At 67.5% G+C, this 12,684-nt stretch carries 12 protein-coding genes; 3 read left to right on the top strand and 9 right to left on the bottom strand.

All coding sequences use genetic code 11. The annotated features are described in order from the left end of the window. Positions 1-169 precede the first annotated feature (169 nt). The 3 genes from U5798_RS20210 (at position 170) to U5798_RS20200 (ending at position 4,510) form a co-directional block, all read left to right on the top strand. On the top strand, positions 170-1,780 hold the full coding sequence (locus U5798_RS20210) for a DUF3138 family protein (protein ID WP_322082977.1): 1,611 nt from the start codon (positions 170-172) through the stop codon (positions 1,778-1,780). Between the two features lie 98 nt (positions 1,781-1,878). Beyond that, the gene (locus U5798_RS20205; RefSeq protein ID WP_322082976.1) at positions 1,879-3,183 is read left to right on the top strand and encodes an FAD-dependent oxidoreductase; all 1,305 of its coding nucleotides are present in this window, start codon (positions 1,879-1,881) and stop codon (positions 3,181-3,183) included. 25 nt (positions 3,184-3,208) lie between these two features. Next, a complete protein-coding gene (locus tag U5798_RS20200) occupies positions 3,209-4,510 on the top strand; it encodes an FAD-binding oxidoreductase (RefSeq protein WP_322082975.1) in 1,302 nt (433 codons plus the stop codon). Between the two features lie 93 nt (positions 4,511-4,603). Here the strand turns inward: U5798_RS20200 and U5798_RS20195 are convergent, their stop codons facing one another. The 9 genes from U5798_RS20195 to U5798_RS20155 form a co-directional block, all read right to left on the bottom strand. After that, on the bottom strand, positions 4,604-5,278 hold the full coding sequence (locus U5798_RS20195) for a DUF799 domain-containing protein (RefSeq protein ID WP_322082974.1): 675 nt from the start codon (positions 5,276-5,278) through the stop codon (positions 4,604-4,606). 10 nt (positions 5,279-5,288) lie between these two features. After that, entirely contained in the window at positions 5,289-5,720 is a 432-nt protein-coding gene (locus U5798_RS20190) for a DUF4810 domain-containing protein (protein ID WP_322082973.1), read from the bottom strand. A 57-nt stretch (positions 5,721-5,777) separates the two neighbouring features. Then, positions 5,778-6,455, bottom strand: coding sequence for a CsgG/HfaB family protein (locus tag U5798_RS20185; protein WP_322082972.1), 678 nt, complete (start codon positions 6,453-6,455; stop codon positions 5,778-5,780). A 633-nt stretch (positions 6,456-7,088) separates the two neighbouring features. Further along, positions 7,089-8,444 carry a glutathione-disulfide reductase gene (gene gor, locus U5798_RS20180; RefSeq protein WP_322082971.1) on the bottom strand — a complete coding sequence of 452 codons (1,356 nt, stop codon included), beginning with the start codon at positions 8,442-8,444 and terminating at the stop codon, positions 7,089-7,091. A 244-nt stretch (positions 8,445-8,688) separates the two neighbouring features. Next, the gene (locus U5798_RS20175) at positions 8,689-8,913 is read right to left on the bottom strand and encodes a hypothetical protein (protein WP_124456780.1); all 225 of its coding nucleotides are present in this window, start codon (positions 8,911-8,913) and stop codon (positions 8,689-8,691) included. Positions 8,914-9,289: 376 nt separating this feature from the next. After that, positions 9,290-10,411: a porin gene (locus U5798_RS20170; protein WP_124456781.1), complete on the bottom strand. Its 1,122-nt coding sequence runs from the start codon at positions 10,409-10,411 to the stop codon at positions 9,290-9,292. A 316-nt stretch (positions 10,412-10,727) separates the two neighbouring features. Continuing rightward, a complete protein-coding gene (locus tag U5798_RS20165) occupies positions 10,728-11,426 on the bottom strand; it encodes a YoaK family protein (RefSeq protein WP_322082970.1) in 699 nt (232 codons plus the stop codon). 58 nt (positions 11,427-11,484) lie between these two features. Further along, positions 11,485-12,012, bottom strand: coding sequence for a chromate transporter (locus tag U5798_RS20160; RefSeq protein ID WP_089495784.1), 528 nt, complete (start codon positions 12,010-12,012; stop codon positions 11,485-11,487). Beyond that, a complete protein-coding gene (locus U5798_RS20155) occupies positions 12,009-12,635 on the bottom strand; it encodes a chromate transporter (protein WP_322082969.1) in 627 nt (208 codons plus the stop codon). Before U5798_RS20155 ends, U5798_RS20160 begins: the two co-directional genes overlap by 4 nt. Positions 12,636-12,684: the final 49 nt, after the last annotated feature.

Here is a 12,684-nt window from a genome sequence, read left to right as displayed (position 1 = left end):
ACGCGAGCGGCGCCGGATGGCCGACCTGAAGGCGGCGTTCGCGATGGCGTGACGCCCCGTTTCCCGCTTCAAGGATAACAAGCACTGCAGACAAGCAAGGCGCGCTGCCCCAGGGGGGGGCGCGCGATTCGATCCCGATTTGACAGGCGCACGACAAGGAGAATCCGCAATGAAGAAGAAACTGATCTGCCTGCTGGTGGCCGGCGCGTTGCCGGGCATCGCGCTGGCCGGCTCGACATCCGCCGAGATCAAGGCGCTGCAGGCGCAGGTCGCGGCGCTGCAGAAACAGATGAAGGCGATGCAGGCGCAGCTCGCCGCGAAGCCGGGTGGCGGCGCGGTCGCGACGGCCGGCGCGAGCGCGGGTGCGGGTACGGCCGGCGGCGGCAAGGCCGTCGCCGTGGCGGCCGATCCGGGCTCGCCGGATTACGGCAAGGCGCAGGCCGCGCTGACCAACGACGAGGTCAGCGAAATGAAGCAGCAGATCGCGAACCAGCAGCTGAAGGTCGACTCGCTGACCGACGCGGCCAACACCGGCCCGCTGGCCGGCCTGTCGGTCACCGGCTACATCGATCCGACCTACATCTACAACCGTGCGGCCGGCACGTCGTCGTTCCTGTTCGCGAACCACGAGAACGCGTACAACTACTTCAACAGCACGTTCGGCGATCTCTACCTCGACATCAAGAAGACGTTCGGCGTCGGCCCGATGGCGCCGTCGGCCGAGATCACGCTGATGCCGAACCGCGGCAACGGCATCACGCTGCTGCAGAACTCGCGCGGCTCGATCACCGACAACCTGCTGAACACGGCGGTCATCAACGTGCCGATCACCGCCGAGACGACGCTGGTCGCCGGCTTGATCCCGAGCTTCGGCGGCTACGAGGTGCAGCAGTCGAACCAGATGCTCACGCTCACGCACAACCTGCTGTACGATTTCTCCGATCCGGGCAGCTACGTCGGCATCGGCGCGAACTACACGAAGGGCGCCTGGGCGTGGAAGTTCTTCCTCGGCAACGAGCAGTACCGCACGTATGGTTCGGTCACGACGAAGGGCACCAACGCGCTCGGCGATCCGATCACCACCAGCAACAAGGTGCCGACATTCACCGCGCGCGCGGACTACACGTGGTCGAGCGCGCTTGACATCGGCGGGTCGTTCAACATCGGACGACAAACGCTTTCGTCTGCTCCTGTAACAGATCCAACGACTGGTCAGCAAATTGGCGCTAACTATGGCCCAGGCGGTGCCTCGCCAAGCGCGTACGGTTCATTCTTCTTCGGCGAACTCGACGCGACCTACACGCTCGCCGATATTCAGTACAACGCGGAAGTCGACTACGGCCGGCAGCAGCATGCGGCGTTCAACGGCGGGCTCGCGCAGTGGTACGGCCTGTCGCTGCTCGCGCACCGCAAGTTCAACGCGCCGGTGGTCGGCCGCATGGGCGTGACGCTGCGCTACGACCTGCTCGCCAACTCGAAGAACGGCGGCGGCGGCGGCGGCATCGCGCTGAACGGCAACGGGATGGATCCGAGCAACGGCTTCGGCGTCGACGCGGACTGCCTCGCGCAGTCGAAGGCCGGCGGCGGCCTGGGCTTCGAGTGCAAGGGCGCGGTACGCCAGGATGTCGCGCTCGACCTGCTGTTCTATCCGACCCAGCAGATCACCGTGAAGGTCGAATACCGGCACGACTGGGCGAACAACAAGGTGTTCCTGCGCAACGACGGCTCGTACGGCAAGTCCAACGACCTGCTCGCCACGCAGTTCATCTATTCGTTCTGACGCAGCACACGCGGGACGCCGTGCCGCGCGCACGGCGTCCCGCGCCGTTTTCAGGGTGGCTGCGCGCAGGTTGCAGCCTTTTCGAGGGAGTCGTTTTCATGACGCAGTCTTTCACCCGCCGCGCCGATGCGCTTGCGCGCGACTCGTACTACGAAGCAACCGTCGCGCGGCCCGTGGTCGATGACCCCGTCCTCGACGACGCGATCGACGTCGACGTCTGCGTGATCGGCGCCGGCTTCGCGGGCCTGTCGACGGCGCTCGACTGCCGCGCGCGCGGGCTGTCCGTCGCCGTGATCGATGCGCACCGGCCCGGCTGGGGCGCGTCGGGCCGCAACGGCGGCCAGGCGATCACGGGCTTCGCGAAGGACGAGGTGATCGAGCAACAGCTCGGCGCCGACGGCGCGCGCGCCGCGTGGTCGCTGTCGCTCGACGGCGTCGCGATGATCGCCGAACGCATCGCGCACTACGGGATCGACTGCGACTTCACGCGCGGCTACCTGACGGTCGCGACGAAACCGCGCCGCATCGACGACCTGCGCGCGTGGATGGCGGCCGCGACGTCGCGCTGGGGCCATCCGTCGCTCACCTGGCTCGACACCGGCGAAATCCACGCACGCATTGCGTCGACACGCTATCTGGCCGGCGTGCACGACCCGCTGTCCGGCCACCTGCATCCGCTCAAGTACTGCCTCGGTCTCGCCGAGGCAGCGCGCCGCGAAGGCGTCGCGCTGCATGCGCATACGCCGGCGCTCGATGTCGTGCGCGGTGCGCGCCCCGTCGTGCGCACGCCGTCGGGCGAGGTGCGCTGCCGCTACGTCGTGTCGTGCTGCAACGCGGGGCCCGGCGGCATCCTGCCGGCCGCGACCGCCGCGCGCATCGCGCCGATCGCGTCGTACATCATCGCGACCGAGCCGCTCGGCCAGGCGCGCGCCGACGCGCTGATCGCGAAGCGCGAAGCCGTGTGCGACAACAATTTCTTCCTCGACTATTTCCGGCTGTCGGCCGACCACCGGATGCTGTTCGGCGGCCGCGCGAACTCGGCCGGCGCATCGCCCGCCACGCTCGCCGAAACGATCCGGCAGCGCATGGTCGGCGTGTTCCCGCAACTTGGCGACGTGCGCGTCGACCACGCGTGGGGCGGCTTCGTCGACGTCACGCGCAACCGCGCGCCGGACTTCGGCGCACTCGATCCCAACTTCTTCTACGTCCAGGGCTTCAGCGGGCACGGCGTCGCGCTCACCGGCATTGCCGGACGCGCGATCGCCGGTGCGATCGCGGGCGACGCGCGCGCATTCGACCTGTTCGCGCGTCTGCGTCACCGGCGCTTTCCCGGCGGCGACGCATGGCGGCAACCCGCGCTCGAACTCGGGATGCTCTACCACCGTGTGCGCGAGCTGTTCTGAGCCCAATTCTTTCGTTATCCAGACCATGCAGACATTCGCCAACCAGCCGCACGTCGCGTCCTACTACGCGGCGACCGCCAACGATACGACCCGCCACGCGCCGCTCACCGGCACGGTCGACGCCGACGTGTGCGTGATCGGCGCGGGCCTCACGGGCCTGTCCGCCGCGCTCAACCTCGCCGAGCGCGGCCATTCGGTGACCGTACTCGAAGCGTCGCGGGTCGGATGGGCGGCGAGCGGCCGCAACGGCGGCCAGCTGATCGGCGGCTTCGCGTGCGACATCGACACGTTCGCGCAATTCATGCCCGAAGGCGACGTGAAGCGCATCTGGGACATGGGGCTCGAAACGCTGTCGCTCGTGAAATCGCGCATCGCGCAGCACGACATCGACTGCGCGCTGGTGCCCGGCTACCTGACCGCCGCGAACACCGAGCGCGACGCCGATTCGCTGAAGCGCTGGCGCGACGAAGCCGCGAAGCGCTTCGGCTACGACCGCTTCCACTTCGTCGAAGCCGACGAACTCGGCGACTACGTGCAGTCGGCCCGCTATTGCGGCGGGCTGTACGACCCCGACAGCGGCCACCTGCATCCGCTCAACTACACGCTCGGCCTCGCGCGCGCGGCGACCGACGCAGGCGTGCGCATCCACGAGGACAGCTGCGTGACGCGCGTGCGCGACGTCGCCGGCGGCCACGTCGTCGAGACGAGCGGCGGCAATGTGCGCGCGCGCTTCGTCGTGCTCGCGTGCAACACCTTCGTCGGCGCGCTCGCCCCCGCGCTGTCGAAGAAGATCATGCCGGTCGGCACCTACGTGATCGCGACCGAGCCGCTCGGCGAAGCGCGCGCCGCCGCGCTGATGCCCGCGCGCGCGGCGATTTGCGACAGCCGCTTCGTGCTCGACTATTTCCGGCCGGCGCCCGACACGCGGCTCGTGTGGGGCGGCAAGGTCAGCTATTCGACGCGCGAGCCGCGCGACCTCGCCGCGGCGATGCGGGCGGACATGCTGAAGACGTTCCCGCAACTTGCGGACGTGAAGGTCGACTATGCATGGGGCGGCTTCGTCGACATCACGATGAACCGCGCGCCGCACTTCGGCCGCATCGCGCCGACGCTGTACTTCGCGCAGGGGTTTTCGGGGCACGGCGTGAACACGACCGCGCTCGCGGGCAAGCTGATCGCCGAAGCGATCGATGGACAGGCGAGCCGCTTCGACCTGTTCGAGAAGATCCGGCACCGCGATTTCCCCGGCGGCGAAGCGCTGCGCACGCCGGCACTGGTGCTCGCGATGAGCTGGTACCGGATGCTCGACGCGTTCGGCGTGCATTGAGCATCACGAAGCATCGATGCGCGGATACAAGACGGCCGTGCGCTCGCGCGGCCGTTCAGACCGGTTCCGGCACGCCGGGACGGCTGCCGTGCGTCAGTCGGTGCCGTACTTCGGCGAGCGCGGCCCGTACAGCAACCCGTTCGGCGGGCCGGCCGACAGCAGACGGCTGCTCGTCAGCCCGGCCACGTCGTGCGCTTCGTCGGTCAGCGAATGCGCAACCTGCTTGACGGCTGCCTGCACCAGCGCCCCGACGATTCCGAACGCATTGACGCTCATGTTGTTGCCGACTTCCTTGCCTGTCGCCCGGCCCTCGCCCTGCCACAGCACGTCACCGCTCTTCAGGTCGACGAGTTTCGCCGATGCCGAAACGATCGTCGTGCTGTCGACCAGCTGATAGACCGAGCCGTACTGCGTGACCTTCGAGTACAGCGCGGCGTCCGCGCCGAAGATCTCGCGCAGCTTTGCGGGCGACGTGCCCTGGATATCGGTTGCGTTCGTCAACCCGTTTTGCTTGAACGTCTCGTCCATCACCGCGACGGGCACCACGTAGTAACCCGACTCGGCAAGCGGCAGCGTCATTTGCGACAGCACGCCGTAGGTCGCGCCGACGTCAGTGGTTTCGTTGACCGGCGGCAGCACGAGAATCGAGCGCGGCTGGCTCTTCTTGAACGCCGTGTAGTCGGGACGTTGCACCGGTTGCGCGCACGCGCTCAGCAGTGCGGCGATCGACAGCACGGACAGCAGCTTGAATGAAAGTGTCTTGAACATGGCGGGCGCGTCACTGTTTGGCGGAGTTCGAATCGGCGTGCTTCTCGGCGGCGACCGTCTGGCCGGCGGCCGCCGGATTCGCGGCTTTCGATGCGCCGGTTTTCTTCTTCATCAGGAAATCCATGTACGGCGCGGATTCCGGGAACAACTGCTTCTCGGCCTGCAGTTCCTGTTCGGCTTGCTGCCCGTTGCCGACGCTCGCATACAGCATCCCGAGATGCGCATGGAAACCCGGCGGCGGCGTATGCCCCTTCGCGCGAATCTCCTGCAGCGCCTTTTCGAGCGCATCGATCTGCTGCTGCGGTGCTTGCTGACCCTTGAAGTATTCGTACACCTGCGGCTGATAGCCGGTCCATTGATACAGCGGCGGCGTGGTGGGTGCCGCGCAGCCCGCGAGCAGCAATGCAGCCGCCGTCGCCGGCAGCCAGATTCCCCGTTTCATGGTCTAGTCTCTTCTGGTTGATGGAATGATGCGTCCGCGCCGGATTGCGCGCGGGTTTTACTGCGCAGCCTTCAACGCCCCGGCGTCGACCTGGTCGACGAGATGGTTCACGGCTTCCTGGATCGCGAGGTCGAGTACCTTGCCGTTGAGCGTCGAGTCGTAGCCGGCCGTGCCGCCGAAGCCGATCACCTCGCGGTTCGACAGGCTGAATTCACCCGCGCCCTGACTCGATGCGATGACTTCCGACGTCGTCGTGTCAACGATGTTCAGGTTGACCTTCGCATACGCAACCTGCGTCTTGCCGCGACCGAGAATGCCGAACAGCTGGTGATCGCCGACGTCCTTGCGGCCGAATTCGGTCACGTCGCCCGTCACCACGTAGTTCGCGCCCTTCACGGCCTGCGCCTTCTTCATGAAGCCGGCTTCCTGCCTGATCTCGTCGAGATTCTCGCGGTCGAGCACGTTGAAGCGCCGGCTCTGCTGCAGGCGCGTAACGAGGATCGTCTTCGCCTGCCCCCCGAGGCGGTCGATGCCGTCGGAGAAGATGCCGCGCATATAGCTCGAGCGATTGTCGAACTTGCCGACGGCGATCGCGACGGGCTTGCCCGCATACGGCTTCTGCGCGCTGCTGACGGCCGGCACGTCGAGCGTGCGCGACGATTCGGTCGCGCAGCCGGACAGCGCTGCGACGACCGCCGCCGCCACGAGGACGGTGCGTCGAGTCTGATGGTTCACTGCTGGTCTCCTTGCATGGAAAGATGGCCCTGGCGGGCACGCCGGCTCGCGGACGAGCCGGCGTTCGAAACGGCTGCGGTGAGGGCGGACACGTACGCATCGGCGCGATGCGCACGTGCGCCGTCATCGCCGGGCCGGCGATCGCGGTATCGGATGGATGGGTACGCGCAACGGATGTGTTGCGGCACAAAGCGGACAGGCAAATCGATGCGCGAATGCGTCGCGCACGTGAATTACCCCGTTATTCTGATTACTGCGCTGTTGATCGCGCATGACCGGCCCCGGATAGGATTTTGCGCGATCATATCAAGCCTGATTATCGAGACGGGGGTTCTTGATAATAGTTGACGATTTTCGTACTTATATTAAATATCCGACGGGATCGCACGCGGGTCGCCACGGGAAAAGGCTTGCCGGGAAAGAATCCGGAGCATGCCGATTGCTGCGCATTGCAACGCCGGGCCAATGCGCGACCCGATAATTTCGAGAAACGTGACCGGCACGGTCAGTCGGCGTGATCAAAAGCTCGACCACTATCACCGAAACTCATTCGGCTTTGCCGTGAAAGGAAACGGCTCACCGGCCAATGCGCACCGCGGCAATCGAACCGCACGCGCGCGCATGCCGCGCCCGCTAGTCGGCCACCTTCTGCCGCATCGTCACGAATTCCTCGGCCGCGGTCGGATGGATGCCGATCGTGTCGTCGAACTGCGCCTTCGTCGCGCCCGCCCGAATCGCGATCGCGATGCCCTGGATGATCTCGCCCGCGTCGCGGCCGACCATGTGCGCGCCGACCACGCGCTGGCTGTCGCGCGCGACGACGAGCTTCATCATCGTGCGCTCGTCGCGGCCCGACAGCGTATGACGCAGCGCCTTGAACGACGTGCGATAGATATCGACCTCGCCGTGCGCGTGACGCGCATCGGCTTCGGTCAGGCCGACCGTCGCGACCTCGGGCTGGCTGAACACGGCCGACGGCACATACGCGTGATCGGCCGCGACACGCGAGCCGCCGAACAGCGTGCGCGCGAGCAGCCCGCCGTCGCGCGTCGCGACCGGCGTGAGCTGCGGCCGCGACGTGACGTCGCCGATCGCATGGATCGACGGCACCGACGTCGCCGAATAGGCATCGACGGCGATCGCACCGCGTGCGTCGAGCAGCACGCCCGCCTGCTCGAGCCCGAGCCCGTCGACGTTCGGCACGCGGCCGGTCGCATAGAGCACCTGGTCGTACGGCCCGTGCCGCGCATCGTCGACCCGCACGCTCAGCGTGCCGTCGTCCGCGCGCTCGATCGACTCGACCACCGTACGCACGTGGATCGCGACGCCCTGCTTCGTCATCTCGTCGGTCAGGAACTGGCGCACGTCGTCGTCGAAGCCGCGCAGGATCTTCTCGCCGCGATAGAACAGGTCGACGTGGCTGCCGAAGCCGTTGAAGATGCCCGCGAACTCGACCGCGATATAGCCGCCGCCGATCACCGCGATACGCTTGGGGCACGTTGCGAGCGACAGCGCCTCGCGCGACGTGATCGCGTGCTCGATGCCGGGCCGCGCCGGCATCGACGGGCGCGAGCCGGTCGCGATCGCGATGTGGCGCGCGCGGATCGTGCGGCCGCCGATCGCGACGGTATGCGCATCGACGAGCGTCGCGCGGCCGGCGTGCATGTCGACGCCCGATTGCCGCAGCAGGTTGATGTAGATGTCGCTGAGCCGGTTGATCTCGCGATCCTTCGCGGCGATCAGCGCGGACCAGTCGAGCGTGCCCGCGCCGAAAGTCCAGCCGAAGCCCTTCGCGTCCTCGACTTCATGCGGGTAGTGCGATGCGTAGACGAGCAGCTTCTTCGGGATGCAGCCGCGCAGCACGCAGGTGCCGCCGATCTGCTCCTCTTCCGCGATGCCGACGCGTGCGCCGTACGACGCGGACATCCGCGCGAGCCTCACGCCGCCGGAGCCGGCGCCGATGACGAACAGGTCGTAGTCGAAATCCATCGCATCCCCTCATCGCAGTTCGGATGACGGCACGATAGCAAGATTCGGCGATTCGTGCGGCGCACGGTGCGACCCGGCGCGCGCCCAATAAAAAACGGCGAGAGACGTGGCCTCTCGCCGGTCAAACCGACTGCCGGGTGTGTCATGCGTCACCGATCGACCGCATGCCCGACCCGCCGGCTGCGCGGCACCGGTCCGCCCGGGCGCGCGAAGGGCGCGCCCGCGGCCGGACCAGCCGCCATGCTCAGGCCTGCGACGTGTCGCCGCCGTCCGTCGCCTGCGTGTCGTCTGCTGCTTGCTCGTCGTCCTTCTTCTTCTCGAGCATGCCTTCGATCGCTTCGGCGCCCTTGAAACCGGCGACGGCCGCGGCCGCCTTGGTCAGCAGGCCCGCATCCGGATCCAGCTTTTCCGCGCCTTCGACGGCTGCCACTGCGCCAGCGATTTCACCCACGGTGTTCAGGATACCCATCGTCATCCCCTTTCAAGAAAATCGTGAGCGCATCGTCCCACGAAAAAAAACCGGCAGACCGCGATTGTCATCACCGGATACACAAGTTACGCACCTGGCCGGCCGCGCTCGCCGAGCACCACCGGAACGACGCACGCGCGAGCCTCTCGGCACGCAACGGGCGATGCACGCAGCGTAGCGGAAAGCGCTCGCGCGTACTGTAAAAGTATGTTCTGGAATGCCGACGGATCGCTTACGGCGCGGGACTTCCGCAATGGAGCGATTGCCGAATAGTCGGGCACGCGTATGAACGTCGCGTGTCGAAAAAAAAGAGGCGCCTCGCGGAGCCTCTTCGATGCGCGCCGGGCGAATGCCGGCGCATGCGTTCCGACGTTCGTCAGAAGATATTGCGCAGGCCGATCGCGATGCCGGTCTGGTTGTTGCGCCCCGGCAGCTCGACGTTCGCCGCGCCGGTCGTCTTGTTGAAGTCGACGGTGCCGTAGACTTCCGTGCGCTTGCTCAGCGCGTACTCGGCGATGCCGACGACCGCGTAGCGGTTGCCGCTCGCGAGCGTGCCGTTCTCGGTCATCGCATTGCGCATGTGGTCGTAGTAGAACGCGCCCGTCAGCGTCAGCGGCGCGCTGACCTGCCAGCTCACGCCCGCGAACGGACCGTCGTCGATCCGGCCGGTGCCCTTCGCGACCGGAATCGTCTTCTGCGCGAGCAGGCTGTCGACGAAGCCGGTGTCATCCTTCGAGCGCAGGTAGCCCGCGTAGATCTTCGCCTTGCTGAACGCATACACGACGTTCGCGTGGTAGATCGTCTGCTTGCGTGCCGAGTTGTCGCTGTTCTGCTGCGCGCCGGCCGCGATGCTGAGCGGGCCCATCACGTACGACAGCGACACGCCCCACGCATTGCCCTTGCCGAGCGAGCCCGGAATCTGGCCCGAGAAGCCGCCGGCGCCGGTCGATTCGTAGTTGGTGCCGGTCGAGTACATCGCCTTCGCGGTCAGGCCTTCGAACTTGCCCGTGTACTTGATCTGGTTGTCCGCATACAGGCCGCCGCCGAGTGCGACCGGCAGCCACGCGTTTTCGAGGTAGTTGCCGACCGTCAGCGGATCGTAGGTATCCGACAGCAGGTCGAACAGCGGCGTCTTCTGGCGGCCGAGGGTCACCGTGCCGTACGGGCTCTGCAGGCCGACGTACGCTGCACGGTTGAACAGGCGGCCGCTGTCGGCGAATGCGCCGTTCTGCAGGTTCACGCCGCTTTCGAGGTTGAACACGGCCTTCAGGCCGCCGCCGAGATCTTCCGTGCCGTAGATGCCGAAGCGGCTGTTCGTGATCGCGCCGTTGGTCATCGACAGCAGGCCGTCGTTCTTGGCGTTGGCGTTGGTCAGGTAACGGATGCTGGCGTCGGCGACGCCCCAGAGCGTGACCGAGCTTTGTGCGGCCGCGTACTGGCTGGCAAATGCGAGCGCGGCGCCCCCTGCGATGGCTGCGAGTCGAGTGGTCTGCTTCATGAGCTTTCCTGTTTGTAGGTGTCTCCGTTCATGGCCGGCCGCGTGCGCAGCCGGGTGGCGATCGCTCACGTTCTTGGCGCGCGCGATGTGGGCTGAATCATATGACGAGTGCGATCGCTGAAAGAAATTGAAATGTGCGGTAACGGCGGAACTGTCGCCCGCGCACAACGTTGCGCATGGGACGCTTGTCCGGCGGACGGCGGGCGCCGCGCAGCAGCAACCGGCCGCGCGGCTTACGGTGCGTCGGGGCGGTCAGGATCGCGCGGCAGGCGCCGCGGAACGGACGGGCGCACGGGAACGCCCGCCGGATGCGCGGTCACGCCGCCGCCGGCCCGCCGTCGGCCGCATGCCGGCGCCACGCGCGCCGCACGATTTCCGCGAAGGCGCCGACGAGCAGCAGCACCGCGCCCCACAGCGCGATGTCCGGCACGAGCCGCGTCACGAGTCCGCCGACCACCGCGCCGGCCAGGAAGCAGAAGCTGATCGTCGCGAGCAGAGCCGAGTCGTGCAGCGCGCCCGCGTCGTAGCGCGGGATCAGCCCGACGAACAGCTTCTGCGCGGCGCGCCGCAGGTTGCCGGTCGTCATCACCGACGTGTACGACAATTCCTCGAGATGGGTGAACGACAGCGTCTGCAGCGTCGCGACGAACGAGATGCCCGGAATCAGCCACGCGCTCGACACGCCGACGAGGCCGCTCGCGGCGATACCGAGAAACGCGATCTCGACGATCAGGCTCGCGAACGCCGTGTGCCGCATCCAGCCGCGCTGCGCGGCGAGGCCGAGCAGGTGCGCGACGAACACCGCGAGCACGAAGCCGACGAGCGGCGGCACGTGATGCAGCGCGGCGGCCCAGTCGCCGGCCGACACGTTGATGCCGAGCAGTGCGACGTTGCCGGTCATCGTGTTCGCGAATACGTGGCCGTGGCCGACGTACGTGTATGCGTCGAGATAGCCGCCGGACAGCGTCAGCAACGCGGCGACGGTGAGATTGCGGCTGGCGCCGTCGAGATCCATCGATCCTCCCGTGAAAAGTCGCGCCAGTATCGCGCACGGGCGGGCGGTTGTGCGTCGCTCACTGCCCGATACCCGTGAGCCCGATCAGCGCGCCGCCGGCGAGCAGCCACAGCGGATGGATGCGCGTGCGCCACGCGAGCACCGCACACGCGGCCGTGATGCCCCACTGGATCGCCGTGCGGTTCGACGCCTCGGAAATCAGCACCGCGCTTGCCGCGACGAGCCCGGCCGTGACGGGCATCATCCCCTGCTGCACGTAGCGGCGCCACGGCCGGTCGCGAAAACGCTCCCACGCATGCAGCGCGAGCACGGTGACGATCGACGACGGCCCGAACTTCGCGAGCGACGCGACCAGCAGCCCGGACCAGCCGGCCACGTGCCAGCCGACCAGCGACACGATCATCATGTTCGGCCCGGGCGCCGCCTGGGCCAGCGCGAACAGCGCGGTGAACTCGTGCGCGCTCATCCAGTGATGCACGTCGACGACCTGCCGCTGCATCTCCGGCAGGATCGTGTTGCCGCCGCCGAAGGCGAGCAGCGACAGCTGGCTGAAGATCGTCGCGATGGCGATCAGCGTGTCGGTCATGAGCGGTCTCCCGGCCGGGTGTCGCGCGCGGCGGCCTGCGCCGACTGCGGCTTGCTCGCGTCGCGGCGGCGTGACGCAAGCCACACGCTGACGGGGGTCAGCACGAGCATCGTGGTCAGCAGCGGAATGCGCAGCACCGCGATCGCGACGAACGCGAGCGCCGCGATGCCGGCCGCCGCCGGTGCGTGCCGCAGCGGCTTCGCGACCTTCACGGCCATCGCGACGAGCAGCCCGGCGGCCGCGGCGGCGAGCCCCGCGAACAGGTGCTGCACGTGCGGATCGTTCTGCGTCTTCGCGTACAGCACGCCGAGCGCGACGACGACGAGCGTCGGGCCCGCGATCAGCCCGAGAATGCCGGCGAACGCGCCGGCCACGCCGCGAAAGCGCATGCCGACGGCGACCGACAGGTTGATCACGTTGCCGCCCGGCAGGAACTGGCACAGGCCGAGCAGATCGGTGAATTCGTCGGCGGAGAGCCACTTGCGCTCGTCGACGATCGTGCGCCGCGCGAACGGCAGCGCGCCGCCGAACGACATCAGGCCGAGCGACAGGAAACCGGTGAACAGCTCGGCGAGGCCGACGCTGCGGGGCGTCGCGGCAGACGGCGGGGAAACGGATTGCATGGTGCTCCTCACTAAACGGTGAACCGAGGTTACCGCCGTTCCGGATCGT

It is taken from the genome of Burkholderia sp. BCC1972 (genome assembly GCF_905339605.1).
In the GTDB taxonomy this organism is placed as follows: Bacteria; Pseudomonadota; Gammaproteobacteria; order Burkholderiales; family Burkholderiaceae; genus Burkholderia.
The sequence above is the reverse complement of the archived record's forward strand: the minus strand, read 5'-3'. Positions and strand labels throughout refer to the sequence as shown.

Coding starts and splice junctions, on each gene's coding strand:
- U5798_RS20210 (WP_322082977.1), top strand. CDS start 170: ATGAAGAAGAAACTGATCTGCCTGCTGGTGGCCGGCGCGTTGCCGGGC.
- U5798_RS20205 (WP_322082976.1), top strand. CDS start 1,879: ATGACGCAGTCTTTCACCCGCCGCGCCGATGCGCTTGCGCGCGACTCG.
- U5798_RS20200 (WP_322082975.1), top strand. CDS start 3,209: ATGCAGACATTCGCCAACCAGCCGCACGTCGCGTCCTACTACGCGGCG.
- U5798_RS20195 (WP_322082974.1), bottom strand. CDS start 5,278: ATGTTCAAGACACTTTCATTCAAGCTGCTGTCCGTGCTGTCGATCGCC.
- U5798_RS20190 (WP_322082973.1), bottom strand. CDS start 5,720: ATGAAACGGGGAATCTGGCTGCCGGCGACGGCGGCTGCATTGCTGCTC.
- gor (WP_322082971.1), bottom strand. CDS start 8,444: ATGGATTTCGACTACGACCTGTTCGTCATCGGCGCCGGCTCCGGCGGC.
- U5798_RS20175 (WP_124456780.1), bottom strand. CDS start 8,913: ATGGGTATCCTGAACACCGTGGGTGAAATCGCTGGCGCAGTGGCAGCC.
- U5798_RS20170 (WP_124456781.1), bottom strand. CDS start 10,411: ATGAAGCAGACCACTCGACTCGCAGCCATCGCAGGGGGCGCCGCGCTC.
- U5798_RS20165 (WP_322082970.1), bottom strand. CDS start 11,426: ATGGATCTCGACGGCGCCAGCCGCAATCTCACCGTCGCCGCGTTGCTG.
- U5798_RS20160 (WP_089495784.1), bottom strand. CDS start 12,012: ATGACCGACACGCTGATCGCCATCGCGACGATCTTCAGCCAGCTGTCG.
- U5798_RS20155 (WP_322082969.1), bottom strand. CDS start 12,635: ATGCAATCCGTTTCCCCGCCGTCTGCCGCGACGCCCCGCAGCGTCGGC.